26 protein-coding genes are annotated in these 26,369 nt (G+C 61.6%); 3 read left to right on the forward strand and 23 right to left on the reverse strand.

Features of this window, described 5'->3' with window-relative positions; translation table 11 throughout:
- Window positions 1-259: 259 nt before the first annotated feature.
- The 21 genes from ACTHNZ_RS14790 to ACTHNZ_RS14890 form a co-directional block, all read right to left on the reverse strand.
- Entirely contained in the window at window positions 260-1,582 is a 1,323-nt protein-coding gene (locus tag ACTHNZ_RS14790; RefSeq protein WP_440543256.1) for a hypothetical protein, read from the reverse strand.
- 642 nt (window positions 1,583-2,224) lie between these two features.
- Window positions 2,225-3,166 (reverse strand): hypothetical protein, encoded by a 942-nt coding sequence (locus tag ACTHNZ_RS14795; RefSeq protein WP_440543257.1) that lies wholly within the window; start codon window positions 3,164-3,166, stop codon window positions 2,225-2,227.
- Window positions 3,167-3,352: 186 nt separating this feature from the next.
- A complete protein-coding gene (locus ACTHNZ_RS14800; RefSeq protein ID WP_440543258.1) occupies window positions 3,353-4,474 on the reverse strand; it encodes a WD40 repeat domain-containing protein in 1,122 nt (373 codons plus the stop codon).
- 47 nt (window positions 4,475-4,521) lie between these two features.
- Window positions 4,522-5,010 carry a hypothetical protein gene (locus ACTHNZ_RS14805; RefSeq protein ID WP_440543259.1) on the reverse strand — a complete coding sequence of 163 codons (489 nt, stop codon included), beginning with the start codon at window positions 5,008-5,010 and terminating at the stop codon, window positions 4,522-4,524.
- 501 nt (window positions 5,011-5,511) lie between these two features.
- Window positions 5,512-5,739, reverse strand: coding sequence for a hypothetical protein (locus ACTHNZ_RS14810; protein ID WP_440543260.1), 228 nt, complete (start codon window positions 5,737-5,739; stop codon window positions 5,512-5,514).
- A 293-nt stretch (window positions 5,740-6,032) separates the two neighbouring features.
- Window positions 6,033-6,668, reverse strand: coding sequence for an FkbM family methyltransferase (locus ACTHNZ_RS14815; RefSeq protein ID WP_440543261.1), 636 nt, complete (start codon window positions 6,666-6,668; stop codon window positions 6,033-6,035).
- Between the two features lie 395 nt (window positions 6,669-7,063).
- Complete coding sequence (gene pilV, locus ACTHNZ_RS14820) at window positions 7,064-8,446, reverse strand: shufflon system plasmid conjugative transfer pilus tip adhesin PilV (protein WP_440543262.1); 1,383 nt, start codon at window positions 8,444-8,446, stop codon at window positions 7,064-7,066.
- Between the two features lie 87 nt (window positions 8,447-8,533).
- On the reverse strand, window positions 8,534-9,745 hold the full coding sequence (traW, locus tag ACTHNZ_RS14825; RefSeq protein WP_440543263.1) for a conjugal transfer protein TraW: 1,212 nt from the start codon (window positions 9,743-9,745) through the stop codon (window positions 8,534-8,536).
- Window positions 9,742-10,236, reverse strand: coding sequence for a hypothetical protein (locus tag ACTHNZ_RS14830; protein ID WP_440543264.1), 495 nt, complete (start codon window positions 10,234-10,236; stop codon window positions 9,742-9,744). The genes traW and ACTHNZ_RS14830 overlap by 4 nt, the downstream gene beginning before the upstream one ends.
- A gap of 41 nt (window positions 10,237-10,277) precedes the next feature.
- Entirely contained in the window at window positions 10,278-10,502 is a 225-nt protein-coding gene (locus ACTHNZ_RS14835; RefSeq protein WP_440543265.1) for a hypothetical protein, read from the reverse strand.
- A 333-nt stretch (window positions 10,503-10,835) separates the two neighbouring features.
- Window positions 10,836-11,102 (reverse strand): hypothetical protein, encoded by a 267-nt coding sequence (locus ACTHNZ_RS14840; protein WP_440543266.1) that lies wholly within the window; start codon window positions 11,100-11,102, stop codon window positions 10,836-10,838.
- Window positions 11,099-11,863 (reverse strand): polymer-forming cytoskeletal protein, encoded by a 765-nt coding sequence (locus ACTHNZ_RS14845; RefSeq protein ID WP_440543267.1) that lies wholly within the window; start codon window positions 11,861-11,863, stop codon window positions 11,099-11,101. Before ACTHNZ_RS14845 ends, ACTHNZ_RS14840 begins: the two co-directional genes overlap by 4 nt.
- Before the next feature lie 7 nt (window positions 11,864-11,870).
- Window positions 11,871-12,629 (reverse strand): hypothetical protein, encoded by a 759-nt coding sequence (locus ACTHNZ_RS14850; protein ID WP_440543268.1) that lies wholly within the window; start codon window positions 12,627-12,629, stop codon window positions 11,871-11,873.
- 212 nt (window positions 12,630-12,841) lie between these two features.
- The gene (locus ACTHNZ_RS14855; protein ID WP_440543269.1) at window positions 12,842-13,450 is read right to left on the reverse strand and encodes a hypothetical protein; all 609 of its coding nucleotides are present in this window, start codon (window positions 13,448-13,450) and stop codon (window positions 12,842-12,844) included.
- A gap of 10 nt (window positions 13,451-13,460) precedes the next feature.
- Window positions 13,461-13,979 carry a hypothetical protein gene (locus ACTHNZ_RS14860; protein ID WP_440543270.1) on the reverse strand — a complete coding sequence of 173 codons (519 nt, stop codon included), beginning with the start codon at window positions 13,977-13,979 and terminating at the stop codon, window positions 13,461-13,463.
- Between the two features lie 138 nt (window positions 13,980-14,117).
- On the reverse strand, window positions 14,118-14,657 hold the full coding sequence (locus tag ACTHNZ_RS14865) for a D-Ala-D-Ala carboxypeptidase family metallohydrolase (protein ID WP_440543271.1): 540 nt from the start codon (window positions 14,655-14,657) through the stop codon (window positions 14,118-14,120).
- Window positions 14,657-17,221 carry a type IV secretory system conjugative DNA transfer family protein gene (locus ACTHNZ_RS14870; RefSeq protein ID WP_440543272.1) on the reverse strand — a complete coding sequence of 855 codons (2,565 nt, stop codon included), beginning with the start codon at window positions 17,219-17,221 and terminating at the stop codon, window positions 14,657-14,659. Before ACTHNZ_RS14870 ends, ACTHNZ_RS14865 begins: the two co-directional genes overlap by 1 nt.
- 9 nt (window positions 17,222-17,230) lie before the next feature.
- Window positions 17,231-18,364, reverse strand: coding sequence for a thioredoxin fold domain-containing protein (locus ACTHNZ_RS14875; RefSeq protein WP_440543273.1), 1,134 nt, complete (start codon window positions 18,362-18,364; stop codon window positions 17,231-17,233).
- Between the two features lie 9 nt (window positions 18,365-18,373).
- Entirely contained in the window at window positions 18,374-19,459 is a 1,086-nt protein-coding gene (locus ACTHNZ_RS14880) for a secretion/conjugation apparatus DotM-related subunit (RefSeq protein WP_440543274.1), read from the reverse strand.
- A complete protein-coding gene (locus ACTHNZ_RS14885; RefSeq protein WP_440543276.1) occupies window positions 19,444-19,872 on the reverse strand; it encodes a lytic transglycosylase domain-containing protein in 429 nt (142 codons plus the stop codon). The genes ACTHNZ_RS14880 and ACTHNZ_RS14885 overlap by 16 nt, the downstream gene beginning before the upstream one ends.
- Before the next feature lies 1 nt (window position 19,873).
- Window positions 19,874-20,296 (reverse strand): hypothetical protein, encoded by a 423-nt coding sequence (locus ACTHNZ_RS14890; RefSeq protein WP_440543278.1) that lies wholly within the window; start codon window positions 20,294-20,296, stop codon window positions 19,874-19,876.
- A gap of 111 nt (window positions 20,297-20,407) precedes the next feature.
- Here ACTHNZ_RS14890 and ACTHNZ_RS14895 point away from each other — a divergent pair, with 111 nt between their 5' ends.
- The 3 genes from ACTHNZ_RS14895 to ACTHNZ_RS14905 all read left to right on the forward strand — a co-directional run bounded on the left by ACTHNZ_RS14895 (window position 20,408) and on the right by ACTHNZ_RS14905 (window position 23,876).
- A complete protein-coding gene (locus tag ACTHNZ_RS14895) occupies window positions 20,408-20,695 on the forward strand; it encodes a hypothetical protein (RefSeq protein WP_440543279.1) in 288 nt (95 codons plus the stop codon).
- 225 nt (window positions 20,696-20,920) lie between these two features.
- On the forward strand, window positions 20,921-23,077 hold the full coding sequence (locus ACTHNZ_RS14900) for a D-(-)-3-hydroxybutyrate oligomer hydrolase (RefSeq protein ID WP_440543280.1): 2,157 nt from the start codon (window positions 20,921-20,923) through the stop codon (window positions 23,075-23,077).
- Window positions 23,078-23,285: 208 nt separating this feature from the next.
- A complete protein-coding gene (locus ACTHNZ_RS14905) occupies window positions 23,286-23,876 on the forward strand; it encodes a BPSL1445 family SYLF domain-containing lipoprotein (protein ID WP_440543281.1) in 591 nt (196 codons plus the stop codon).
- Here ACTHNZ_RS14905 and ACTHNZ_RS14910 read toward each other — a convergent pair.
- Both ACTHNZ_RS14910 and argG read right to left on the reverse strand, forming a co-directional pair.
- Complete coding sequence (locus ACTHNZ_RS14910) at window positions 23,869-25,002, reverse strand: 3-deoxy-7-phosphoheptulonate synthase (protein ID WP_440543282.1); 1,134 nt, start codon at window positions 25,000-25,002, stop codon at window positions 23,869-23,871. The two genes, ACTHNZ_RS14905 and ACTHNZ_RS14910, sit on opposite strands and share 8 nt — an antisense overlap.
- The gene (gene argG / locus ACTHNZ_RS14915) at window positions 24,986-26,332 is read right to left on the reverse strand and encodes an argininosuccinate synthase (protein WP_440543283.1); all 1,347 of its coding nucleotides are present in this window, start codon (window positions 26,330-26,332) and stop codon (window positions 24,986-24,988) included. Before argG ends, ACTHNZ_RS14910 begins: the two co-directional genes overlap by 17 nt.
- Between the last annotated feature and the right edge of the window lie 37 nt (window positions 26,333-26,369).

A 26,369-nucleotide genomic window follows, 5' to 3' on the forward strand; every position in this document is an offset into this window, starting at 1 on the left:
CATGCCATTCGGCACGACGAGGATCACTACGAACGGCAACCAGCATCGATGGGGTCGATGACTGCGGCCGTCACCTGATACGGCATCAGCGTTTGACACGCTTTAATTCCGTATCGAACATACGATACGTTCTTAACGATGCAAAGTCAATGGACTTGGGAGTGTGGCAGCCATGATGAACCAACGCTCGACACGGAATCTGCGAACAAGTGCCGCGCTAGCACGACGCTCGCCGTGCGCCGTGCGCCGTGCGCAGACGTCACCCCCCATGCTTGAATGTAGCGGCAGTCGGCGCGCAATAACCTCGTTCGTCGCACCACTGCTCGATGTACCGCTCGCTCTTGCCTTGCGCATCGTTGAACAGCGACGGATGGATGTTGCCCTGCGCGTCGATTCCGTAAATATCGAATTCGCTGACTGCCTCAGGTGAGGACGAGTGCTTGACGGCAGCATTATCGCTGGATGGCGACGCAGTTGCCCTCTCACTAGACGTTTCTGTCACCTGACCACCGCGCATGGTCATGCGTTCCGTGTATCCGCCGTCCGGGCGAGTAGTCAAATCGACGCGTGTCCCGTTGAAATCCGTGAAGTGCGTCGTCTCACCGTCGGCGTTTCGCTCACGCTTCATGCTTGCGGTGACCACGTGCTCGCTCGACCGTGCGATGCCATAGCCGAATAGGTTGTCTTCCGACCACTTCCGGTGACCATAATCGTCGACACCTTCCGTGTGAATGACTACCGGCTGCGTCGGATCGAACCGACGTGCCTCGGCAACGTCCGCGATGGGCAAACCCGATTTCCGAAAGAATGCCGTCCCGGCTTCTAGTGATAGCGCACCCAGGCCGTTGTCGTAGCCGCCACCGACATCGCAATGGTTTCCGGTGAAAGGAAAAACCGTCACACCCGGCTGCCCCGTATATTCCGCGCCTCTGAATTGCGTGCGGCGTTCATCGAGCGAACGCACGACCGTAATGTTCCGCACGTTCGGGGCAAAAGCGAGATTGCCGTCGACACCGGTGTCGACGGGGTCATAGATCAAGCCGGCCGTAACGCCGACCTTTCCTGGAGCAATCAATATCTTGCCGTTGTTCGGATCGATTAGGCCGCGCTCCCACAGTAGTTGAGAAAAGATTGCGGCCGACGCCCCGCCGCGGCTGAAGCTTGTCATCATCGCGGTGACGGAGCCGCCGGGGTGAACGTTGAGCCATGTGGTCGCCTCTTGGCAAAACTCAGCGTACGCGCGCTCAGCGGTCGCTACGACCTGACGGGTGACCTGCGCACCAAGCCAGGCGGACTCAGGCAAACTGCCCGTAGTTCCGGGCCCCGCGTAATACACCGTGCTCAGATTCGAATCGTCGTGCGTCGCACGCTCGACTGGGTCATACAGCTCCGCAACGTTGGTATCTTGCGGATTTCCCGAGAGAGGAACATTGAATCGGTCGTTCCTCGTGCCATCGAACGCAGCAAAAAACACAAATCGCGTTTTCGCACCTTCAGCTCCTTCTGCGCTCGCCGCTATCGCCGAAGCCTGTTCTCGCACTTGTGCGATTTCCTGCAGCGACAACACCTTAACCTCACTCATTCGTCACTCCGCACTGACCGTTGCGTCCCTTCGCTCGGATAGATCTGCGTCACCATATGAGAGCAGTAATCAAGGAATATCCGTTGCTGGGGTCGGATCTTTTTAAGCACGGCTTGCGGATCTGCCGGGCATCGCCCCGTCGTCCTCTCGCGGGAAATCACGTAAACGAAGAGTTGCTTACCGTCGATGACGAAGTGAACCCGGCTACCCTCGAGAGCCTGTGGCAGGCGTCTGCGAAGATCCACCCGGTCCTCAAACTCTTGTCCCGTTTGGCGCATGCGCCACTTGACGTACAGGAAATCAGCAGGTGGCATCGGAGCATATGTCTTAGTACCTTGGCCAACCTGATGAAGACGTATTGCTTCCGCAGATGGGCGAGTTCCAGGTATGGCGGAATCACCGTACTGGTAGTCAAGCACCTCGACCTCCGGGCTATCCTCGCGCGCATCAAATTCGAACGAGTAGAAAGGCGCCTTCGGCCCTATCCCGCATGCGCCCAATAGCATCGTTGCTGCTAGAACTACGCATCTCAACCCAACAATCACCTTAATTCGCTGCACTACACCCTCGCTGATTAATTAGGTTTCGCTCGGCCGAATGCGCGACGATCACTCGCACATTCATATCGAAATTGGTCTGACACTAGCCGTTCCTATACTGCAGGCGCGCCTTCGATTGATACCCGTTCGCATCGAGCCACTTCTCGGCATAGATGACGTTTGCGTCGACTTTCAATGCAGCCGGATCGATATTCCCCTTCTCGCCTAGGCCCCAGATGTCGTAGTGATCGTCGCCGGTCGTCGCCGCGTGTGCATCGTTCGCAGCGTTCGTATTGGGTTGTATTTGCGCAGTGACAGGCTCTACCCTCGCAGACTTGGTTTTGAACGCTGCGAGAATCTCGCTGCCCGAGGTTCCTAGCTCCATCACCTTCGTATCCCCGAGTGCCGTGCCCCTCACCTGATCGAGAATCAAGGTGCTGCGGTGGGCCTCCAAAGCTTGGTCGGCACCGTACGCCAGCATCGGCAAACCGACAAAAGGCAACTCCACTGCCGTAGCGGCACCGGCGATCATCATCCCTTCGGTCTGCGCGATTCGAGGACCGATCGGCAGCGCGACCTGAACCGTGCCCTCCAACTGGTCACCGCCCGCTTTGTGAACGACATCGCCACGCGCCGAGAGGTTGTAGCTCGTGTAACGGCTCTGATCGCCCTTGTGTGCCCGCTCACCGATGCCCGGTGCGTCGATCGAGAAGTTGGTGATGTGCACGTCAACTGGAATCGCTTCAGGTCCCTTCTGCACGCTGAACATCTGAGCTTGCCCCTCGGCTTCCGCACCACCGAGTGAATGCCCGGTGGTGTACAGCGCAGTCATTTTGACACCGGCATCCGACAAGACCCGCTTCGCTACTACCAGCGCTCGCTTCGCAAACTCATCCGCAATAGGCTGGGCGTTCGCCACCTGACCAAGGGCAACCCCAACATCGGTCTTAACATTGGCCAAGTTTTGCGTGCCGCGGTTCGCGATGATCACTTCACCAGTGTTTGCATCGACATAGACCTGCGCCGAGTATCCAAAGCGAATCATTGTCTTTGCAAATCCCGGGTCCACAAACTTCCCGAGTGGTATCTGTCGCCAATGACCACCTAATCTGGGGGCCCCGACGTCCCCGTAGGCTGCGACATCAGCAGTGATCAGGTCTTCAACTGTCGCCGAAGGCGTTGACTGCCCCATAGGTTAAGTTCCCCGTTCTGGTTACCGCACATTGGTCTATTATTTGAGGCTATATAACAAAACGGAACTCTCATCGCCGATCGCCAACCACTCTCCATCAGGACTAGCGGCAATACCGCCTAAATGGTTCATGCCGCCGCTAAACTGCGATACCGGTTTGCCTGATGCAGCGTCTACCACCATATTCAGCACGGGTTTTAGCGATGGATCGACAGATGTCATCCCCTTCGAGAACAACCATCGTCCGTCGGAACTGACAGCAATTCCCCCAGACTCCTCACCAAAAAACGGGCGAATAGTGAGTGTCGCGCCGTCAATTGCAAGCCCTGAGCCAAGAACGACCTGGTTTTTAACGAAGTTCGGCTCCATGTCGGAGTCAACAGGAATTGCAATCTGCAACGGAAATTGCGGGTCGCCCGTCCGCTTCCCAGTAAACCATACGTCGCGCGTTGGCGTCTTTCCCGACGGATCGATCAATCGGATGGCTGCATCGTAAGGCTTTACGTCGTGTCCGTTCGCCACCTTTCCGCGTGAATCGGCCGTCTCACTGACCGTCGCCATGATCTTGTCATCGGCAGTCCATACCGCCGAACCCACTTGAAGGCCTTCAAGGTCGATTTTCTGCTCGGCCCATGTTTTCGTGTCATAGACGTGGATAGTGGAAGGGTTGCCGATCGTTCCCGAGACCGTCAGCATCTTCGTGCCGTCCTTATTCAACCGCTCCAGGCCGCCTACTGCAGGATTATCGGGAAGTGCTTTCCCCGACATCGCATCCCATTGCGGCCCCGCGCCGAACGTCACGACTTTCCCGCCTTGCAGCCACAGCAATTTCTCCCACTCAAAATCCGCGTAGTCTGAATCGCAGTGAATCCGCGCTTGTTCTTTATTGGCCTCAATGTCCCAAACGACGATATCGGTTGCACTCTCGCTCGTCGTTTCAACCAGCCCCAGATAACGCCCGTCAGGACTGAAGCTCATCTTCTTGACGATCGGCGCGAACTTCCCCGCCAACACTTCCAGTCCCAGCAACGGCGCATGGCCCAGCGAAATGGTCCGCTCCAGCTTCGGCACTGGTGGCTTTCCCGCATCCGCCGCATTCGCATTCGTCATCCACAATACCCCTGTCATCGCAAGCAAAACGCCCATTTCGCGCAACTTCACTTCGGCCCCCGGTCTTGTAATCTGCAATAGGTGGAAATCGCGCGAGTTTATCGCATAACACGGTTCGGGGAAATTCGCGCGCGGTGAATTCCATTCACGGTGTTCGAGGCCAAAGGAACTGCATCGCTCCATACCGACGCAGCCTGCTTTTCGATTTCCCAAGCCTCCAGCGGCGACAGCCCTTCGAGGTATGGCTCGATCCACGAATCGCCGGGCGTATGAGCACCGGACCGCTTCGTATAGTCGCGCTCGTTCCACTGAACTAGCGCCAGTTGATCCACCTGCTCGAGCCACGCGGCGTATCGCAGCGCACGCGTGATGCGCGTAACCGTCTCGACTCGAAATGAGTAGCGCTGATCATTCATTCCATTGACCGTTATCGTCACGCCTTCGACAAACGATTCGGCAACGAGCGAGCGCTGCTCCCAAAACAGGCGCTGGACCAGCCCGCTGTAGACGATTACGCCGTTGACGACATACAGCGTCTTCAGTGCCTGCCCTTGATCTTCAAGAGTCAGTTTGTCGATGAGCTCCACGGAGCGATGCCCGTCCCTGCATCTGCCTGATTGTCTGTCGTCCATCTCGTTCCCATGAACACGGGTTACTGTCTGCAGAGCAACCTAACCCTCGTACCGCATCCCGGAGGATGCCGAACGGCAAACCGCCGATTGCGTCGCCGTTCGGCGAAACGAGGGTGAATACCGGCCACAGCCGGTGTTAGTGTGGCCGACGACCGCAGCCACTGCCCGATACGACAGCAGGATCTTCGGTCAAAAATTTCGTATCGTCAATATGAAACGTGTTCATAAAACAATGTCAATTGACCTCGCAGTTGGCGGTCCTCGCCGCGCGCTACTCTAGCAGGCTAGCCTCAATGCAAACCGCGTGCACCCCAAGCACCGCGCAACAAGCCGCGGATGAGGCACAGTTGCTGAGGCGCCCATTCTCATCATCGCAGCAGCAAGACCGACAGGGCGATCACAACTTGATAGGAGGAGACCATCGTCGGCCATACCCAGGATTGACGAGGCGGCGCACTAGCTCGCCTGCGAGCACTTCGCTTGGGCTATGAACGTGTAGCTGTAGTAGTCCGTGGGCCACACGGCAACGCTAGTGTCGTAGGGAACCGCGCCAGCTACTCCGTAGTTGTTGCCGACGGCTGGGCAGTAGCTGCCTTGAATATAGCCAACGCCCGTCACTTTGTAGCCGGGCGGACAATTCGCAAGCAAGCGAGCGAGCGAGCGAGCGCGCGCGCGCGCGCGCATTCCAGAATGCCAAGAGCACGGCAAACTTCCGTGTCATATATATGATACGGAAACTAACAAATCTAGTCAATCGGTGCGCACCGCGTCATGGCATCGCGTACCGCCCTCGAAGCCTTCGAATACAACGATAGGTGTTAAAGCCAGTGACCGTCGCCGAGCTTGCGGCGCTCGCCCGGAGTAATTGCGCCCGGATACGAGGAGTCGATCATCCGCCACATATCGGCTTGGCGTAGCAATACCGCGGTGAATTACGTGCTGGACCAACCATGCTTCCAGCACGAGACCGCTTCAGCTTACCGGCGATATTTTATTTTTCGCCCCGGCAATCCAAGCCAATATTTTCTGAATTTCTGGAAGCGTGCAATACTGCTCAAAGAAAACCTTTCTTCGATCGGCACATACCAACTATTCAGCCCAGTCCTGAAGATAAGCTGATAGCCGCTCGATACCATATACCGGTGCTTCTCATGAGTCGTAACGTGGTCCTCCAACAACACGAGGCGGGGCTTCCAGCGCATCAGCGAAAAGCCGGCGAACATCTCCATCTCGTGCCCTTCGATGTCAATTGACATCATGTCAATCGTTTGCACATCGTTGTCCTGCAGAACGGAGTCGAGCGTACGGCACTCGACTGTCTCGAACTGTTTGCTATGAGTGCCCAGAGCAATAGGGTTAGCGTTAAGCGTCGAATGCCCGGCAGCGACGGTCATTCTCAGTTGTTGACCATGATTTTGCGGGTTAGAGCAGGCTACTTGAATTGTGCGCGCGCGGCGCTCCTTCCTCAGCAGCTCGCAATATTCGTCGAGAGGCTCGATCAAAAGACCGTTCCATCCTAGCTGCTCAAGGTGCCAGGTCTGCGATTCTTGAGTCGGGTGATTCGCCCCAACGTCAACAAAGAAACCGTTTTTCTTATTAAAGAACTGCCTCACCAGCTGTTGCTCGCCGGAAGGAGGATTCCGAAATCGGTACACCCTCCTAGCACAAAAATTTATGGTCTCCAACTTGCCCCCGTATTTTAAAACCAAACGAATTACTAGCCGTATTTTACCTTTTCGTACAGCCAAACCTGACGAGCCAACTCGCCCGCGAATGATGTTAGCACATCGCCTGACAGCCTTTTCGGAGTCCGAAGGACACGGCTGATTATGCTTCGACTTCGCAACGTCCAGTTCTGGAGAAGTTCTTAGGACGGCTCAGGGTATCATCAGCGACCGCTGGATCATCGCCCCTCCCGCATGCACAACCTATAACAAAAGTCGGCTTGAAAGCCTAAGCATTCCTATATTGCAGCCGAGCCTGCGACGGATATCCGTTCGCATCGGCCCTACGGGATGCACGCGATCACTGTGCCGTCCCACGGCTGATAGTGAAATGTCTGCCCTGATAACTGAGACCACTTCGTTCCAGCGGGACATGAGCACCCTCCCGTGATCGGATTGGGTCCGATGCACTGGCCCGCCAGTTCGCCATTGAACGTTCCAGCTTCATAGAAAGTCGTGCTGCCGCCGATTGTGGTCCACACCCCCGAGTCGCAAAACAGCGGACCACTCCCCGAATTGGCAATTTGACCGTTGGTGCCGCAGGCCGCCCCCGCGGCGGCGATCGCATTCGGTTGCAAATATCCCCCGCTCACCGTGCCGGAGTCGTAGATGTTTCCGGTGACATACACGTTCCCGCCGCTTCTCATGTCGCCGGCACTGGCGACACTGCCTGCGACGAACGGCGCATAAGCGGTCCCTGCGTTGTTCGTCACGACGGTCTGACCGCCCGCGTGCAGGGTTAGCTGCTGATGCGCGTCATCGTTGGCAATCGACGAATTGCCGAGCGTAATGGTCGGAAAGTGATTCCCGTTTTGCACGTTTACCCACCCCGATGTGAGTCCCTCGTAGGCATCGCCTGCCGCGTTCGCTACGACAGCGCCGTTGTTCGCGTGCAGGTAAATCTGTTGGGCCGCATCATTGGCAGCGATCGATGCCTGCTGACCAAGCACGAGCGTCGAGTTGCCGTTCGGGTTTTGAATGCTCACGCCCGTGGCAGTAACGTTATCGGCGTTATTGACGTTGTTCGCCCCCATGTCGAGCGCAGTCTGCATCTGGTTCAACTGGGGCTGATTCGCCACTGCCACGCGATACAAATAGTCATTGTTCGCTTGCGAGTTGGTGAAAGCGATCAGCGAGGCCAGGTGACCGCTGCCGGGGTTACCGTAGCTTGCAAGCGGCACCGTCCAGCCACCGTAAGCACCCATCGCACTGGTCGAATTCATCGCCGCATCGCCGCCTTGATTGGCGAAGGGAACAAAACCACCCTGCGCACCGGCTTGCGCGGCGATCTGCACGAGCTGCTTCGTGTCGGAGATGGGCTTGCCCATTTGCGATGTGACGAGCGCTTGCAGTTGCCCGCCGGCGGTCTTGAGCACTTGCAATTGCCAGGTTTGCCCGAACGGGTTCTTGAGCGCAAAGCCCTTAGGCAGATAAGGCGTTAATTGACCGCTCGGAACCGTGTACGCGTTATTGGTGGACAAGCCCGGCAACAACTGGCCGGCATTGTCTTGCACATACTGCTGCGCGGCGCGATCGAATACCAACATTTGGCTGGCCGTGGCGGCCGTCTGCACGTTCGCAATCCCTTGCCGTGCCCACGTCGTGAAGCCCGCCACCGCCATCATCGATAGCGTCAGCGCGATCATGTACCCAACAATGGCGTCCATCCGCTACCCTCCAGCCTGGCCTACTCGAGGCACCCCCACCGCTGCGTGCCGCACGGGAGACATCTCCGTTTCCGCACGTCTTCGCCCTCACCGAGCATTCGTCGCATGCACGCGCTGAAGCTGCGCCTCGAGCATCGGCCGCTCGCCCGTGCGTTCCATCACAGCAAGGATCTGACTGAGCAACACTTCCATGTGCTGCGATCGCTGAAAACTCTGGTACGCCATATCGGCCATGAACGCAGTGGTGTAAAGCTGCTCGCGGGCCAGCTTCGTGGGATCAGCGACCGCACCCATCTCAATCTGCCAATACGGATTGCGCCAACGGCGCCCAGCTTCGAAATCCTCGAGCTCAGCGAGGCTCATCGTCCCCGTGCTCTTCGCGACGGGCGACGCATTCGCATTGAAGTACCGCTGCGCAGAATCCGAAGAGGCGTTGATGTCGCTGATCAACTGCGCACTGCCGGGGAACGGCGCGCGCGACGCGATCATCGTGTTCAGCGTGTTTTGCGCCGATGTCACGTTCGCCATGTAGGCCTTTTGCATTGCGATGTAAAGCTTGCCAACCTCCGTTCCGGCTTCGGCACGCGTAATGTATTGCGGCGGCTCGGGATCGATCGACATGCGCTCGTATGCGCGCGCCGCCTCGATCTCTTGCGGCGTAAACGTCAAGTCGACATCCTTGCCCGGCATTCCCGCGCCGCTATAGAGCGAATCGGCACTCGCATCGCCGTCAGGCATCGACGACGGCGAGCATCCCGGATATCCGAGCGCAACCTCGTTCGCATTGCAATACGATGCTTCGTGAATCGCCGTGGACGCACGGCGCGATGCCTCCACCGATGGCGTGTAGCTGTTCAGCGCCTTTTGCAACGGCGTGCTCGATACCGGCGCCCCGCCTCCCGGCCGATAGCTCGACGCCGTCGTATTGACGCTGTGCACAGCCTGCATCGCATAGTTGCTCGTCGAAGTCGCGCAGGGATCGAGCGGCAACTCCGTCTCCTGAAGCGTCGAATCGATTTCGCCCTGCTGCTGCGTTTGCGCCGTCATTTCACGCTGGGTGTTCGACGCCATCGTGCTCGTTGCAGAATTCTTCCCCCCGATCGCCTCTATATCGCTGTCGATGGAATTTAGCTCGTATTCCAACGCTGAGCCGAGCGACCCGATGGCAGCGACGAGCGCGATCTGCGCCGTCGTCACCGCGGCCACCACGCATCCGTCACATATCGCATACGCGTTCGTGCTCGCGGAAAGCCCAAACGCAAGACACAATGCAGCCGGCGCTGCGAATCTCCGTCTCATTTGAATATCCTCGACATGGCGTTCACGACCGCTGAGCCCCAACCGCTGCTGGTCGACACAGCCGCGGCCTGTTGGGCCAGCATGCCGCTGCCCCCCGCCGCTTTGCCGACGCTCGCGGTAATGCTGTCGATCTGCTGTTGAACCTTCGCCTGCGCCGCAGCCATCGCCGATTGCGCCGTCGAGCGAGCTTGATTCGCCAGCCCCTGGCAGGCCTTCTGCTCGATGCTGGTGAGCAGGCCGAACACGACCTCGCCATCCGGAAGATGTTCTGTCGGGATCATCTGAAAGCCTTGCATGCACGCCGTTTCGAGCTGGTTCAGCAGCGCAAGCGTCTGCATGTTCGCGTCGATGGCGGCCAAACGCCGTGCCTGCTCGGCCTGCTGCGCGGCCTGCATTTGGCTTTGCATCGCGCATTGAGCCATCACCGGCTCGGCCGTTGTCGCGATGACCGCCGCGATCGACATCAGACTGCCGAACGTGCGCATGCTCATGAAGCATCCCTCCATAAATTGACTCTCGCGCGAAATACCGGCTAGCCCTTCGGCCCCGGTTGGAAGCGCTGCGTTGCGCGATCGGCCTGCGCGTCATTCAGCACGGGCGCCACTCTGTCCGCGGCCCGAGTGAGCCACTGCTGCGCTTGCGTAATGTTTTCCCGGCTCGGCAGCACTCCGATGCTCAAGTACCCCAACAAGCGAGCCGCGTGGCTGCCCGAATCGTGCAGATCCCGGACCGCGTCGATGTTGTCGTCCAATGCCATGTGTAAGCCTCTATCTGTGTTCCGCGCCGATCTCCGTGCCCTGCGCCGCGCCGCGGGCCGTCACGCCCGACGCATTCGATCCCGCGCGCGCATCGGCCGCTTCGATCGCGGCGACCCAGGCTCGCCATCGCCTGACCGCTTTCCTGCTGGGACTGTCGTCCGCCGACAGGCTCTCCGCTACGAACGATCGCGCCGCTCCGTTGGACGCGGCCAGCGCTCTCACGCCCGCGATATCGCGTGAGGAAGCCGGCCACGCGTCGACCAGGCGCGCGGCAATGGTCAATGCGATCAAAACGATGAAAAAAATCTCTCGGCACCCGAGACGCAAACGTTTCATCTCCGAGCAACGCAGCGCGCAGGACCGAATACCTGCCGACAAACCGTCAGGGCCGCGGCGCCTGCGGTCCAGACGACGGCCACGAGCGTATGCATGACACGCACAACGGTAGCGTCATCGGCCATGCCGTGATAGAACGCCTCGACGTGCTCGCAAATGAACAGCACGTGCGCAAAATGCCATTGCGACGCGAGCGCACACAGCCCGCTCCACACCGCCAACGCGCTCCAATATCGCAACGTGCGGCGAGCGTCCATCGTCAAGCTGCACGCTCGTGCGGATCAAGGGGCGCCCCGACTGCGCGCAAGCCCGGCATCTCACCGCGCGCCGCCTGTCCGTTGGCGTCGTCATCGCCGCCGACCACGTTCGGCACGACGCGCACCAACACACCATTGATCGTCGCCCCTTCCTTGATTGCGATCGTCGAATACTCGATGTTGCCGTGAACAGCGCCGGTTTCGAGCAACACGACGCGATCGGCGTAGACGTCGCCTTCAACGGTGCCGCCAATGACCGCCGTGCGCGCCCGAAGCGTGCCGTGTATGCCGCCCGTCGCGCTGAGCACCACCTGGTGATCGCCCGTTTGCGTCACGTTGCCCCGCACCACGCATTGCAAGACGATGCTCTCTTCGATCAGTAAATCGCCCGTCAATTGCGCTGCCGCAGGCATGACAGTGCCGATATCGGTCGCTTTCGCGCGCGTCGGCAATCCGTCGGGCAACGACTGGGAGGGCTTCGGCGCGGCATTGGCCCCCGCGTGCACGGGCCGCGGCGCAGCGCTGTGCTCGTTGCGAGCCGGTATCGTCGGTTGCGAACGCGGGGCTGGCGGCACCGGCGCTGATTGCTGCGTTGGAGGCACCTGTTGCGCCGGAGGTGCCGAGACGGGTTGGGCTCGTTTGGCTTGCGCCGACATCGCCGTATCCACCGCCGCATCGTTCACGGACTGCATTCGGGCTGCTGGCACGGTACGTTTCGCCAAACCGATACCGAGCGCTACGCGCACGAGAAAGCCGGGTTCGTTCATCGGGACCTCAGTTCGCGACATTGAGAATGCGCCGATTCGTGACGATCGAACGGCTGACCGGATCGACGGCGACGATGGTTTCGCCAGGGGTCAGCGCCTGGCCGACCGCGAGCTTTTGCGTGCCGAGCTGAATGACACCGTTGCCGAGGCCGGTCAGATTCAACGATTGCGCCGATACGGCCTCGACCGGCAACGACCCCACGTCGACCTGCGCCGTGCTCTTTGCCACGTCGAGCGCCGAATGCACGGCTCGCGCGCTCGATGCCACGTCGGCAACGGCTTCGTGCGGCACGTGTGCCGCAGCCGCAGCAGGCGCGACCTTTTCCATGGCAGTGATCTTCGATTCCACCGCTTGCAGTTGGGACGCGAGTGCGGCAATTTGCAGCCGGCTCGTATCGGCTACCGATCGCCAAGCGGCCGCTTGTGCGCCATGCACTGCACGCTCTTGCTGCAGTGTCTCGATCAAATGCGTGAGCTTCGATTCGACGGATTCGCCTGCCGTGCCGGCCACACGCGATGTGCCGGCCCCACCCGCACCGCTCGCCGCATCCGCTGCGAAAACAGGCGCCGGATGCGCGACGCTTTGCCGCATCGGCACGACAGGCGCCTTGGCACTGTCGTAACGTTGATAGGCCGCCCAGCCGCCGAATATCGTTGCGGCGATCACCGCGGCGAAGAGCAATCGCCCGGCTGCGGTCAACTCGACCCCGTTCGTCTCGCGCCGCTCGTTCTGTACCGCGCCTGCAGCTTGCAATGTGTTTTCCATACGCGCCTCGACCTGTCTTATGCCGCCGGAAAGCCGCTCACGGCATGCCGCATTTAATTACGTATCACACGTATCATACGCAATTCACAAAGCGAAGGCAAGGGGGCGTTTGCACCTGCAAGGGACACGATCGCTGGCGCATCGGCGCCATGAGGGCGAGCAGCCCCGTGCATCGAGACGATGCCGGGGCGATTGCCGCACCGATGCGGCCTTTAGATGATGATTTCGATGTCGGGATGAAAACGCGCGGAAGCGCGCTCGATCAAGGGATACCCGGCGCGGAAGGACGTCGCTGTCAGCGGCTTGTCGTGATAGCCGGTGATGACGGGATGCGTGACGAGATGAATGTGCTGGAACGGCTCGAGCTCGAGCAAGCGCGGCAGCAAATCGGGCCGCCGCGCCACGAAATCGGCCGGGCGGCTCCACTCGTAGCGTGTCTTGGCCCGTTGCCCTTCGTCGTCGACGACCCATTGCTGCCAATATTCGGCAATCCATGCAATCAGCTCTTTCGACGCGCGAAAGAGGTTGAGCACGTCGTGGTCCTTCACGAGCTCGGGGGGCAGCACCTTCGGATAGAGCGGCAACTCGAAGCCGACGAGCAGATCGACGACGATCATCTCGAGCCGCTTCGCATCGGCATATTGCCGCGCGTACATCATGCTTTCCATCCGCTGGTGCCCGGAGAGCCCCGTGACATAGCCGGGCACGCGCCGAGCAAGCGGAACGGTAATTTCGGAGACGTTCAGCGCCGCCGGCAGATTTCCCGGCTTATGGAACACCACGACACTCACGTCGATGCCTGGACGCTTAGCCTTTATCATTCGCTCCCCGTCAGTCGTCCTTACGCCACGAACCCCGCGCTAGCGGGTCACGAATACCCTGCCTCGCCGCTACGTCGCGTGCGATCGTCTCGAGCACCTGGCGCTTTTTCTTACCGGATTCGGTCGGCAAGCGATCGGTGGCTTCGATGAGCCGCTCGACAGGTTTGCTGATCCCGCCTTGCCCGCCATCCCAGCGATACGAGGCCGCCTTCTCGCGCCCATGCGTGGTGGCGAACAATGCCTTGTCCGTCGGATTGTCCGGGTCGTATCCCAGATCGACCATGTGCTGCCGGATGTTGATGACGCGCCGGATGGGTATTGTGGACGGATTGCGATCGTAGAAATCCAACAAAATGCAAACGGTATTGTCAGCCAGCACCGCGGACGGGTTTTTCTGAAGTGCCGTCCATTTGGCTCGCTGCAGGCCGAAGATCTCGCATGCGGAACTGATCGAGAGGCCGTACTTCACCCGAAACTTTTCGAGATCCAGCGCGAGAATCGGCGTTTTCGGACTGTTTTTTTGCGTCATGGTGCAGGCGCCCGGCGCTCCCTGTTCGATTATGTATCCCGCACATTATACGCATCCGGGGGGGCGAATTGAACATGGCCGGCACATTCGAATCGGCCGAAATCCTATGAACAATGGGCCACCGTGGGCCGAGGCGCCTCATCGCGACCGCCAGGCAACCACGCGCCCTCGCACATCGGTATGAATGAAATCTCGCGCATAAAAGCCTACCCCGCCCTGCTGCGACAAATAGGCGAGACGCCCCATGTACTCGCTGGGAATGGACGGCGTGCTGAAGTCGCCGGCCCGAAAGACGCGCTGCGCGTCAGGCAAATGGTAGGACGCCAACGCCCCTTCGTAATAGGTGTTGGTCTCTTTCGTGCGCAAGCCCGAGTGAATGTCGAAGCGAACGTGCCGGCCGTATTCGGCAAGCCATGCCTGCATCCACGACCATTGCTGGAGCAACCGCCAAGCCGGCACGCCGACGACCCCGGCGCGCACGTCGCGCAGCATCCACGCGATTGCCCGGAAGCCCTCGTCGGTCGAATAGTCGATCATGGCTTCGTCCGATCCACGGCGCACCCACAGCAGCGTGGGCGGAGCGATGGCTGCTTCCTCGGCGGCGCGGGCCGGCGGCATGAACGGCGCCATCGCCGCCGCAGCCGCGAATGCTTTGCAGAATGCGCGTCGCCCGAGCATTACGATCGCTCCCCTGTCGCGGCGCCCGCCAGTGCCTCGATGCGCGCCAACAATTCATGCAATTCACGCTCCGCCAACGGGATCGGCCGCTGAGCCCAGGTCAGTTGGGACGATACTTGGGCTTCGATCGTCCGCGCCGATCCGGCCGGATCGCGTCGCCCGAGCGCCTCCTCCACCTGCGTGAGCCGATCGAGGGTTGCGCTGGTAAAGCCGATCGTCATGCCCGTCCCATCGTTCGCCGCCTTTTCGCACAACGGTGGATGTTGGTAGAGCTCATTGTGCGCCGGCACCGGATCGGGCGTGCACGCCTGGACCTCGCGATGCGCTGCCGCTTCGGCGCCGACATCCGCTGCAGGCTCGGAGCGCGTGCTCGAGCGGACCTCGGCGTCGGCATGCGCAAAGGCAGCCGGCCCTGGCGTGGGAGCGGCGGGTTGCGACGTCTGCAAGTCGGTTGCCGGATCTGCGATTCGCCAATACCGCCCCCGCTCATCGACGCCGCTCGCTTTCATCGCCTCGACGGCCGCCACATAGTACGCAATGCCGCGCTCGATCGACGATACGTCGGCATCCCTCGATTCGATCGCGCGATAGGTGTTGCAAACGGCTGCCACGATCGGATCGATCGTTCTCGGGTACACCGGCGTTTCCCCCTCCCGCAATCGCTCCGCGATTCGCGCCGCTCCGCTCGCTTTTTGCGAGGCCTGCTCGCTCGTGCGCCTGCGCACCGGCAGCTCGGCCAACCGGGGTCGGTCGACTTGCAGGAATCGATTGAGGCGAAACGGCAGTTTCGTCTTCTCGACCGAATGAAACCACGTGAAGCTGCGCGCGCGCGTGACCTGGTCTTTGAAGATCAGCACGCCTTCCATCTCTTTGAGCGCCTTGAGCTCCTGCAAGTCGATGCGGTCGCGCCGTTGAATCGAGCCCGTCAAATTGCGCCGGTAGTGCGCCGACGTAAAGTGGCTCGTCGCGCCTTCGAAGGAGCCGACTTCCACCGAGATCGACTCCCCCGCGACTTTCTTGAACACGTCGAGCGTCTTGTCCGGATCTTCGAGCGCCAGCGAGTACTTGATCTTCGTGTTGGCGATCATCGAATCGACTTCCTCTTTGTTGTCGCCCTTCGCCATCGCCGCGATATCCTGACCCGCCGCGATCATCATGAAGCCGAGGCTGCGGGCCTGGGCGAACATCAGCGCAATGCCCTCGGCAAAGTAGTAGCCGAGCTCGTCCATCGTGATGATGTAGGGCGCCGGAGAGCGTGTCGCTTTCGTATCGATGACCTCGGCATAGGTTCCCTCGAGCTTGTGCCCGAGGTTCATCGCCATCATGAGCCGGATGCTCGAGACGATCAGTTTTCCGAGATTCGCCGCTTCCTGAGCCGACTTTTCGAGTGTCGGGATCATGACCACGAGAACGCGGCGATTGAGCAGCACGTCCATCATGTCGACTTCGGAATACTTGTCTTTGAAGATGGCACCGTAGGTATCGGTGAGCATCGAGAGCGTGCGCGCGTATTGCCCCGTCAGATAACCATGCTGGTCCCAGACCGTCTGGTCCCACTTGTCGGGCTTCTCGGCATATTCGGGGCGAAAGCCGGGTAGGCCCGTCTCCAGGTAAGCCTTGATCGGCAAGAACGCGAACTCCGGGATTTCGCCGCGCTTGCCTTTCAGGTACAGCTTGACCAGGTTGGGCAATGCGAGATATTCGCGGATGACGCCGATCGACAACGTCACATTCCCGACAGCGCGCTCGTAGCAAAGCGTGCGAATCAGCGCGTCCATCATGTTGACGGCTTTCTGCTGCCATTGCGCACCATCGCCCGTCGCCTTCGGCAGCAACGATGACGATAATTGCGACAAGAAGTCGGGACTGCCCTCGTACCAGGGATTCGTGCCGTTCGACGTCTTTTCCGTCGAACGTCGCTTGCCGTATGGGTCCGCGCCGCCAGTCATGAAATTGAGCACGAGGTAGTCGTCCTCCCGCCCCACTCGCCTGCACAATCCCCACACCGACGCGTGCAGGCTCGAATCGGCCTTGCCGTCCGAATAGAAGAAGCCCGAGCCCCAGGACAGCGCATTGAAGCACAGCGACAGCAACGTCACCGTCTTGCCCGAGCCGGTCGTGCCCATTAGCAGCATGTGCGTGCGCGCGTCGTCGTTCGTCGCCCAGAGTTCCTTCAGGTGTTCGTCGCGGTCGCTCGACCGTTGATTGCCGAGATAGAGGATGCCGTCCGCCGGTCGATGTTCGATGAGTTCGCCCTTGCCGTTCGGGTTCGGCTTTTCGATGTCGAGCGTCGGGTCGATGCCGCCGAGATCCTTCGGATAACGCATCGGCAACGTCTGTCGCTGCAAAGCGAACCATACGTGGGTCAATATCATCGCGATCGTGATCGGCATCCATGCGACGGCGAGCACGCAAGCGCACGCCGCCATTCCAAGCTGGAACTTCGCGTAGTTGCGCGGTTCGAGCAACCATCCGGCAAAGCGCTCGGACAGCGTGCGCGGATCGAGCGTGATCCGCTGCTGGTCGATTTCCTGCCAGCGCGATGCGCCGTATCGCTGCGCCATGGACGTCGCTTACCGTGCAGCCGCTCGGACGCGGATGGCACTGGCCGTTGCTCCCGCCGGGAACACCGTGCCGTCGCCGCCGACGACACGCGGAGTCGAGTCGAACCCGAGCGAATTGAACATCGCCATGTTTGCCTTCAGGCCGGCATACCCTCGCTCGCAGTCCTCACCCGGCACCGAGTCGGTCGTGCTCGCTCGGCTCATCGCCTCGATCCACTTCTGCTTGTCGTCGGCGGCGCACAGGATTTGCGATGCGATCGTCGCCGATCCATGCTGGTAAGCAACGGGTATCACATAGATCGAGAAATCGCGAGACAAGTCGTTGATGTGCGACTCGAACCGCCGACAGGCCGGGCAGTTCGGGTCCGAATAAACGTATAGCGTTTTTTTCGGGGGCTGATTCTCGAGTCCGAAATGAATCTGCGCCATGCCGTGCGTGCCCGCTTGCACCGACGCGACCGCGGACGACGAAGTGGCATCGGCCGTGGCGGGCGCGCTTGTGCTCACGCTCATCGATGCGGGCGCGAACGACGAGTCCGCCGAAAATGCCGGCGCCGATCCGCCCGGTGCGGCCTGAATTGCGGGCTCCGCCGCGGCGGCCGTCGCCGGCAGCGACACCGCCGGAATGCCGAATACGCTCGGGTTTTGCTGCGCCAAGTGGGCGAGCTTGTTCAAGTCATCCAACGCCGCGTTGTGCGAATTGAGGAATTGCACGCCCGACATCGACACGATGAAGAGGAGAAACGGTGCCCCGGCCCAGCAGAGCAAGGTCCGCCAGAGCCGCAAGCCTCGTTGCGCGACCGCCGAGCGCCGAAGTGCCGTTTCGATCATGCCGAGCGCGCGCTCGGCGTCGGCCTCGCTCGCGAAACGTTCGATTAGCGCGAGCTTCTCTTCGCCGTCGACTTCGCTGATGAAGACCAGCCCGTGATTGGCGGAGCCTTCCACACCCGCTTCCATCGCCTGCGCTTGACCACGCGAGACCGAGAATGCGCCCGTCGCCGCCGCCATGCCTCGAGCGAAGCGCGTACGCGTCGCGGCGCGCAGATAACCCGTCTTCGCGAACGACGTGTAGACCGTCCCGTCGGTTTCAATCAGCACGACGTCGCGCGTGCGCGCCTCGCTCCGTTCGAAGTTCAATCGCATGTATTTTCCTTATGGTCGATCCGATTGCGGCGTCGCCAGCAACCCAGTGTCTTCGAGATATCGCCGCAAGCCCACCAACGCGTCTTCGACATGAGGGCCCCGCAGCATGCAGCCGCTTTCCCACGCAACTTGCTCAGCCTGCCATTGGTTGAACACGCCCGCCGATTCCATGAACGGGACCTTCCGGCCCGCTGTGTTGAGCGGATACCAGAGCGCGCGATCGAGCGGTTTGAGCCAAATGAACATCGACGACGGCAACACGCCCAGTTGCCGCGCCTCGATCAGCAGCCCCATCAACAGCGTTCGCGGGTATCGGTGCTTGCGCAGCCAGCGTTTCGCTTCCTCGGCTCCCGCGCAACGCTTGAACGCTTCGTCGGCGAGCGCAAGGTTCGGCTGCGACTGCGGATTGCTCGCGCTGTAGTTCAGGACATCCAGGAGTGCCTTCGACGCTTCCACATCCTTGAAGAACGCCCTTAGGCCGAACGCCGCGAAAAGCGCGCGTTCGGCGCCGGTCAATGCGTCGAACGAACCGATCGGCTTGCCGAGTTGCGCGACGAGCAGTGCGCGCGCCCGGTCGATGTCTAGCCTGCCATCGACGATGAGCCGATGTTGCGCGGTCCACTCTTCCGGATGAACCGAAGACGCCCATTCGCGCGAGCGATCATTCGATAAGTCGCGCTGCAACACCGGCGCCACCGCCGAAAAGCTTTTGCTTTGCGCCTCGAGCAGGGTCTGCACGCTGTGCACGCGCCGGGCGCGCACGATCGGATGGCGCATCGCACGCCGAGCGGCCCATCCGGCGAACGCGACGGGCATGACGAGGTAGAACGCCCCGACCTGCCACGCCAACGCAAACGCCTCCGGAAACGAAACGACGTTCGCATAGCGGAAATAGACGGCCAATCGCTGTCGCAGCACGTGCGCGAGTGTGAGCCACCCCGAAAGCGGCCGCGCCTCGTAATCGCAAAAGAGCATCAGTGCACGCACGATCGCATCGTGCTTTAGCTGCCACAGCGCGAACAGCACGCATCCGAATCCGACTGCGGCGATGAATACGACCGGCGTCGAGCTGCGCGGGCTTACCTGATCCGACATCCGTACCCCTCGGCGGCTTTTGCGACGCGCACCACGTACCGGTCATGCTCGCGCGGCGTGCGGCTATGGTAGTTGCCGACTCCGGCCCAGAAACTACCCGTGGCATTGATTTCGTAGCGGATGATGTAGGCGGCGCCGTTCACCGCCAAACACGCGTTATCGGCCAACTCAGGGGCTGTAATGCCGAACTTGCGTTCGAAGTAGTTGGCCCAGACCGTGTTGATCTGCGTCACGCCGTAATCCTTCGTGCCGTTGCTGTTGCCGTGCACGAGTCCGGGCCGCAGCGTACCGCCGGACTCGATCTGATGGACGGCCTGCAGAATGCACGAGGGGACCTGATATTTCTGCTCGGCTTGCGCAACGCAATAGCCGAACGTCTGCTCGGGCATCGGCGGAAACGGCAGATATGGCACGCTACCCCCTCGCCTCGCGCTTGTTGACGGCCGAGAGGACATCGGCGACGCGCTCCGCGCTGAATAGCACGGCATATTGGCCGGCCTTGCGCACGAGCTCGATTCGGTGGCTCGCCTCGGGTAGCGTGTCGATGTGATGCGGCCACTTCAGTTCGATCGCAACGGCGACGGGGATTGCCACGCTGAACGGCACGGCACCGAAAAGGACGTTCAACTCCGCATCGCAATTCTCGAGTTGATCGCGATTCATTCCACGCACGAGCAAGGCCACGCGCGCCGCGGCGCGCTCGAGACTCGGGCCGTCCCATCCGGGCAAAGGTGAATCGGCATGCGCTTGGTCGATTCGACGCGCGACGATACGGCCGAGCGGCGACGTCAGCAAATCGATCAATTCAGTCCTCGGCGCGCCCAGTCCTTTGGTCATTTCGTGCTACGATCGGTCATCAGTTTTACGTATGCTACATCTTATACGGAATTTGTGTCAAACCCGAATCACGGCGAACGCCGACGATTCTCCCCAGGAGATCACGTAGACATGGCCGACCAGCATAGCGATCAGCGCTCGAAAACACCGCATCGTCGAGGCAGCGGGGCACGGGCGGACGTATTGGAGGCGACGGCCGAGCTAGCCTCGAACGCGTTCGAAGCGGTATCGGAGCCGTCCCATGCGACACCGATGGGCGGCATCGAGCTGCTCGTCGAAATCGCGAAGCTTGCCGACCAGGTGCTCTCCGCTAGTACGACTACGAAACAGCATCATCATGCGGAGCCCGTCGATCCGCGGCGCTGTGTCGATCCGCGCAAGCGAATCTTGCCGCGCTAGCTCGATTGCGCCAGAGCGAGCGGCTGCTGGAGAGGGGAAACAAAACGCTAGGGGATAGCCGACGCTTGCTGGCTATGCGAACTTTCCTCACAATCGCGAAGTCGACCGGCGGCGAGCCGCGCACAATGCACGCGCTCGCCTTCTCGCGTCGATGTCATGGCAGTGTCACGCAGGTTCTTCGCATCGAAACGGCGCCATGCGCGCCAACTCACGCAAGGAGACGCGATGAAAGCCATTCCTCTTGCCACTCGAAGAGCAGCCTTACTGACGGGCGCCGCAATCGTCGGCGCATTGTTTCTTTCCACGGCTCGCGCCGATGACGATCGCGATGCGCCACCGAGCCAAGGCCAAGGCCAAAACCAAAGTCAAAGCCAGCATCTGAACCGCTTGCCGTCATTCATCGTCGCAAGCAGCCTCCGAATGCACGCCTACGACGGCGTCAGCGATGACCTCCTGACCGGCGGCCTCGGCAAGACCGGGCTCGAAGGGCCGGCTCCCGCGATCGCCAATCCCGCTCACCCCACCGCCGCCGAATTGCGCCGCTTGGCGATTTGGACCAACTACCGGGCGCTCGTCGATATGACGCCGAACGGCGGATACGGCCGCTTCTGGGGCCCCAACGTCGATCTGAACGGAAACGACACGCTCGGCGAAGGCAAGATCCCAGGCACGGAGTACCTCGCCTATGCCGACAACGGCAGCGGCAGACAAAACGTCACGCTGATGGTGCAAGTGCCGGCGCAATTCGATCCGGCCAATCCATGCATCGTCACAGCCACCTCCTCGGGATCGCGCGGTGTCTACGGCGCCGTGTCGGCGGCCGGCGAATGGGGGCTCAAGCGCGGCTGCGCGGTCGCCTACACCGACAAAGGCACCGGCAACGGCGCGCAGGAATTGATGACCGGCACGGTCACGCTGATGGACGGCGAGCTCGCCGGCGCAACCGCCGCCGGCCAAGAAAGCCTCTTCACCGTCAATGCAAGTAGCGGCGACATCGCGCGCTACAACGCGGCGTTCCCCTATCGGTATGCGTTCAAGCACGCTCATTCGCAACAAAACCCCGAGCAGGACTGGGGCAAAGACACGCTCGAAGCCGTCCAGTTCGCCTATTGGGCGCTGAATCATCAATTCGGCGCGGTGGCCGCAAACGCGCATCACCCTGTCCGCTATGCACCCGGCACCATCACGACCATCGCGGCCTCGGTCAGCAACGGCGGCGGCGCCTCGCTGGAAGCGGCCGAACAAGACACGCGCGGATGGATCACGGCCGTTGTCGTAGGCGAGCCGCAAGTCAACGTGCGCATGCCGCATCGCGCTCGCGTGCTGGAAGGCGGGCAGCCGATCGAGGAAGCGGGCAAGCCGCTGGCCGATTACGTCACGCTGGCCAACTTGCTGCAGCCTTGCGCGGCACTCGCGCAAGCCGCCAGCGGAGCGCCCTATCTCACCGCGCTTCCCATCGCTCGAACCATGGCGATCCGGCAAGCGCGCTGCGCGTCGCTTGCGGCAGCCGGGTACGTGAAGGGCGGCGACTTGCAAACCCAAGCGAACGATGCGCTCGCCCAGCTACATGCGGCGGGCTACGAGGCCGATTCCGATCTGCTGCAGGCGCCGATGTGGGATTCGCAAGCCGTGCCGGCCGTGGCCGTCACCTATGCGAACGCCTACACGCGATCGAGCGTGCTCGACAACCTCTGCGGCTTCAGCTTCGGCACGACGAACGCGGCAACCGGCGCAGCGGGCGTCCCGCCGACCGCCCCGCCGATGCCCACGGTGTTCGGGGCCGGCAACGGCATTCCGCCGACCAATGGCATCAACCTCGTCTACGACGATGGGACCAACGGCGCCGCCGATCATCGCTTCGCCACGCCCGATGCCAGCTTCGCGGGCGCCGTTTGCATGCGGCGGCTATGGACGCAGCGCGATCCGCGCATGATGGACAGCGTGCGCGCCATTCGCGTCGATGCAGACTTGCACGGCAAGCCGGCCATTCTCGTGCAAGGCCGCAGCGATGCCTTGGTGCCGATCAACCACGCGTCGCGGGCCTACCTCGCCGCGAACAGCGCGCGGGAAGGGGCTCGCAGCGAGGTGTCGCTCTATGAAGTGCTCAACGGCCAGCACTTCGATGCGTTCTTGCCTTGGCCCGGCTTCGATACGCGGTTCATTCCCGTGCATTACTACTATCTGCAGGCGCTCGATCTGATGTGGCATCACTTGAAGGACGGCGCGCCGTTGCCGCCTTCCCAGGTGATCCGCACGGTGCCGCGCGGCGGCACGCCGGGGGCGGCGCCCGCGCTCACGACCGCGAATTTGCCGGCGATCGAGCAAAGCCCCGGCGGCAATGCGATCGTCGTCAACAAAGGCGTCGTGAACGTGCCGCGCTAGGCTGCAGGCGGTTACGGCCGCCGCCTCCCGCGCATGACGGGCGCCGAACGGCAGGGCACAAGCGGCCAGCCCCGGGCCGAGGGCTGGCCCATGGAACTCCGGCACTGATTTCTCGGTCTTTGCCTTTAGCGCATGGCGCGCACCGCGCTGTCCCGGCGGCCGGCGCCGTGACCGCTTCGTTTGCTCGTGAGTTTCGTCAGGAGGATTCATGCAACGCCGTCGATTCATCATCATGACCGGCGCCGCGCTCGCATCGAGCGGGCTGGCGCTGACCGGATGCACGACCACGCCGCTTTCGACGTCGGGCACGCCCGAGGCGAATGCCGGGCGGCGCGCGACGATCGACGCGGACGTCGAGGCGACGCTTACGCGGCTGTACTCGACCGTGCACGGCTCGCGCGAGCTCGTCGAGAAGGCGCGCGGCGTCCTCGTGTTTCCGTCGGTCATCGCGGCGGGCTTCTGGTTCGGTGGGCAATACGGGAAGGGCGCCTTGCGCGTCGGCGGACAAACGAGCGGCTACTACAGCATCACGTCGGGCTCGTTCGGCTTGCAGATCGGCGCGCAATCGAAGGCGATCGTCATGTTGTTCATGACGCAAGAGGCGCTCGATAAATTCCTGAACAGCCAAGGCTGGGCCGCCGGAGTCGATGCCACCGTCGCCGTGGTGAACGTGGGCGCGAACGGCGACATCGATACTTCGACGGCTACCAAGCCCGTCGAGGCCTTCGTGCTGACGAACGCCGGCCTGATGGCCGGCGTGTCGCTCGAAGGCTCGAAGATTTCTCGGCTGATTATTTGAGGCTGAGGCGCGCGGCTCGCCGGCGCCGAACCCCTTCTGCCAGCGCTTCGAGCACGGGCTGGGTTTGCGCCCAACTCAGGCATGCATCCGTAATCGAGACGCCGTAACGGAGCGGCACACCCGGCTTCAAGTCTTGCCGGCCGGCTTCGAGGTGGCTCTCGACCATGACGCCCACGAGGCGCTGCTCGCCGCCGGAGAGCTGCGCGGCAATGTCGTTCGCGACGTCGATCTGCCGCTCGTGCGCCTTGCCCGAATTGGCGTGCGAGCAATCGACCATGACCTGCTCGCGCAAGCCCGCCTCGCGCAGCACCGCACAACACGCCTCGACGCTCTGCGCGTCGTAGTTCGGGCCGGTCTTGCCGCCGCGCAGAATCACATGTCCATCATGGTTGCCACGCGTTTCGAAGATCGCGGCCATGCCCATTTTCGTCATGCCCATGAAGGCATGGCTCGCGCGGGCAGCGACGATCGCGTCCGCCGCGATCTGCACGCGGCCGTCGGTGCCGTTCTTGAAGCCGATGGGGCAGCTCAACCCCGATGCCAGCTGACGGTGGCTTTGGCTCTCCGTCGTGCGCGCACCGATCGCGCCCCATGCGATGAGGTCGGCGATGTACTGCGGGCCGAGCAGGTCGAGAAACTCCGTCGCAGCCGGCAAGCCGATGCCGTTGATGTCGAGCAGCAGTCGCCGCGCGGCGCGCAACCCCTCGTTGATCCGGAAACTGCCGTCGAGCCGCGGGTCGTTGATGTAACCCTTCCAGCCGACCGTCGTGCGCGGCTTTTCGAAGTAGACGCGCATGACGATCAGCAGGTCGTCCCGCAGTTCGTCGGCGGCGGCCTTGAGCCGATTCGCGTACTCGATCGCTTGGTCGTGATCGTGAATCGAGCATGGGCCGACGACGGCGACGAGCCGATCGTTGCGGCCGTGCAGGATATCGCCGATCTCGACGCGCGCATGCTCCACGAGCGTTTGAACCGACTGCGGCACCGGCAGTTCGTCCTGCAGCAGCGCGGGCGAAATCAGCGGACGGACGGCGCCGATGCGCACGTCGTCGATGCGCGTCGAGTCCTGCGTCGCATCGGCAACGCCGACTTCCCGATCCTGGGACGGGTTATCGATGTTTCTCATCGCTTTCGCCCTTGATTTGCGGCAGCGCCGAGGCTTCGCCCGGCGTCAAGAGACCGACTTGCGAATAGATGCGCAGCTTCTCGCGCGTATCGGTGATGTCGAGGTTGCGCATCGTCAGTTGACCGATCCGATCGCGCGGCGAGAACGTCGACTGCACCTTCTCCATCGACAAGCGCTCGGGCTGATACGTCAGGTTGGGCGATTTCGTGCTGAGGATCGAATAGTCGTTGCCGCGGCGCAACTCGATCGTCACTTCGCCCGTGATCGCGCGCGCGACCCAGCGCTGCGCCGTTTCGCGCAGCATGATCGCTTGCGGGTCGAACCAGCGGCCTTGATAGAGCAGGCGGCCGAGGCGGCGGCCGTTGTCGCGGTACTGCTCGATCGTGTCTTCGTTGTGGATGCCCGTGACGAGCCGCTCATAGGCGATGAACAACAGCGCGAGCCCCGGGGCTTCGTAGATGCCGCGGCTCTTCGCCTCGATGATGCGGTTCTCGATCTGGTCGCTCATGCCGAGCCCGTGCCGGCCGCCGATCCGGTTCGCTTCGAGCATCAGCTCGACGGCATCCTTGTATTCGACGCCGTTCAGCGCGGTGGGGCGCCCTTCCTCGAAGCGAATCGTGACTTCTTCCTTGGCGACTTGCACGTCGTCGCGCCAGAACGCGACACCCATGATCGGATTGACGATCTTGATGCCGGACTCGAGGCTTTCGAGGTCTTTCGCTTCGTGCGTGGCGCCGAGCAGATTCGAATCGGTCGAGTACGCCTTTTCGGCCGACATCTTGTATGCGAAGCCCGATTGGCGCATGAACTCGGACATTTCGGCGCGACCGCCCAGTTCGTCGATGAACTGCTGATCGAGCCACGGCTTGTAGATCTTCAAGTTCGGGTTGACGAGCAAGCCATAGCGATAGAAGCGCTCGATGTCGTTGCCCTTGTACGTGCTGCCGTCGCCCCAGATGTTGACGCCGTCTTCCTTCATCGCCGCCACGAGCATCGTGCCCGTCACGGCGCGGCCGAGCGGCGTCGTGTTGAAGTAGGTGACGCCGGCCGTCGAGACGTGGAACGCACCGGACTGCAGCGCCGCGATCCCTTCGGCCACGAGCTGCGGGCGGCAATCGATCAGCCGCGCGCCGGCGGCACCGTATTCGAGCGCACGGCGCGGAATCGAATCGTAATCCTCTTCGTCAGGCTGGCCGAGATTGGCCGTATAGGCATACGGGACGGCGCCCTTGAGCTTCATCCAGTGCAGCGCGGCGCTCGTATCGAGGCCGCCGGAGAACGCGATACCGACCTTCTGGCCGGTCGGGAGGCTTTCAAGAATAGTACTCATGAAGGAAACCGTTCAATCGAGGATGGAGAGTAGATCG

It is taken from the genome of Trinickia sp., from assembly GCF_051953955.1.
Taxonomy (GTDB): Bacteria; Pseudomonadota; Gammaproteobacteria; order Burkholderiales; family Burkholderiaceae; genus Trinickia.

Bases quoted from the DNA above. Each gene is read 5' to 3' on its own strand.
- ACTHNZ_RS14790 (WP_440543256.1), bottom strand. From the start codon at position 1,582: ATGAGTGAGGTTAAGGTGTTGTCGCTGCAGGAAATCGCACAAGTGCGA.
- ACTHNZ_RS14795 (WP_440543257.1), bottom strand. From the start codon at position 3,166: ATGATTCGCTTTGGATACTCGGCGCAGGTCTATGTCGATGCAAACACT.
- ACTHNZ_RS14810 (WP_440543260.1), bottom strand. From the start codon at position 5,739: ATGCGCGCGCGCGCGCGCGCTCGCTCGCTCGCTCGCTTGCTTGCGAAT.
- pilV (WP_440543262.1), bottom strand. From the start codon at position 8,446: ATGGACGCCATTGTTGGGTACATGATCGCGCTGACGCTATCGATGATG.
- traW (WP_440543263.1), bottom strand. From the start codon at position 9,745: ATGAGACGGAGATTCGCAGCGCCGGCTGCATTGTGTCTTGCGTTTGGG.
- ACTHNZ_RS14830 (WP_440543264.1), bottom strand. From the start codon at position 10,236: ATGAGCATGCGCACGTTCGGCAGTCTGATGTCGATCGCGGCGGTCATC.
- ACTHNZ_RS14835 (WP_440543265.1), bottom strand. From the start codon at position 10,502: ATGGCATTGGACGACAACATCGACGCGGTCCGGGATCTGCACGATTCG.
- ACTHNZ_RS14845 (WP_440543267.1), bottom strand. From the start codon at position 11,863: ATGAACGAACCCGGCTTTCTCGTGCGCGTAGCGCTCGGTATCGGTTTG.
- ACTHNZ_RS14850 (WP_440543268.1), bottom strand. From the start codon at position 12,629: ATGGAAAACACATTGCAAGCTGCAGGCGCGGTACAGAACGAGCGGCGC.
- ACTHNZ_RS14855 (WP_440543269.1), bottom strand. From the start codon at position 13,450: ATGATAAAGGCTAAGCGTCCAGGCATCGACGTGAGTGTCGTGGTGTTC.
- ACTHNZ_RS14860 (WP_440543270.1), bottom strand. From the start codon at position 13,979: ATGACGCAAAAAAACAGTCCGAAAACGCCGATTCTCGCGCTGGATCTC.
- ACTHNZ_RS14865 (WP_440543271.1), bottom strand. From the start codon at position 14,657: ATGCTCGGGCGACGCGCATTCTGCAAAGCATTCGCGGCTGCGGCGGCG.
- ACTHNZ_RS14870 (WP_440543272.1), bottom strand. From the start codon at position 17,221: ATGGCGCAGCGATACGGCGCATCGCGCTGGCAGGAAATCGACCAGCAG.
- ACTHNZ_RS14875 (WP_440543273.1), bottom strand. From the start codon at position 18,364: ATGCGATTGAACTTCGAACGGAGCGAGGCGCGCACGCGCGACGTCGTG.
- ACTHNZ_RS14880 (WP_440543274.1), bottom strand. From the start codon at position 19,459: ATGTCGGATCAGGTAAGCCCGCGCAGCTCGACGCCGGTCGTATTCATC.
- ACTHNZ_RS14890 (WP_440543278.1), bottom strand. From the start codon at position 20,296: ATGACCAAAGGACTGGGCGCGCCGAGGACTGAATTGATCGATTTGCTG.
- ACTHNZ_RS14895 (WP_440543279.1), top strand. From the start codon at position 20,408: ATGGCCGACCAGCATAGCGATCAGCGCTCGAAAACACCGCATCGTCGA.
- ACTHNZ_RS14900 (WP_440543280.1), top strand. From the start codon at position 20,921: ATGAAAGCCATTCCTCTTGCCACTCGAAGAGCAGCCTTACTGACGGGC.
- ACTHNZ_RS14905 (WP_440543281.1), top strand. From the start codon at position 23,286: ATGCAACGCCGTCGATTCATCATCATGACCGGCGCCGCGCTCGCATCG.
- ACTHNZ_RS14910 (WP_440543282.1), bottom strand. From the start codon at position 25,002: ATGAGAAACATCGATAACCCGTCCCAGGATCGGGAAGTCGGCGTTGCC.
- argG (WP_440543283.1), bottom strand. From the start codon at position 26,332: ATGAGTACTATTCTTGAAAGCCTCCCGACCGGCCAGAAGGTCGGTATC.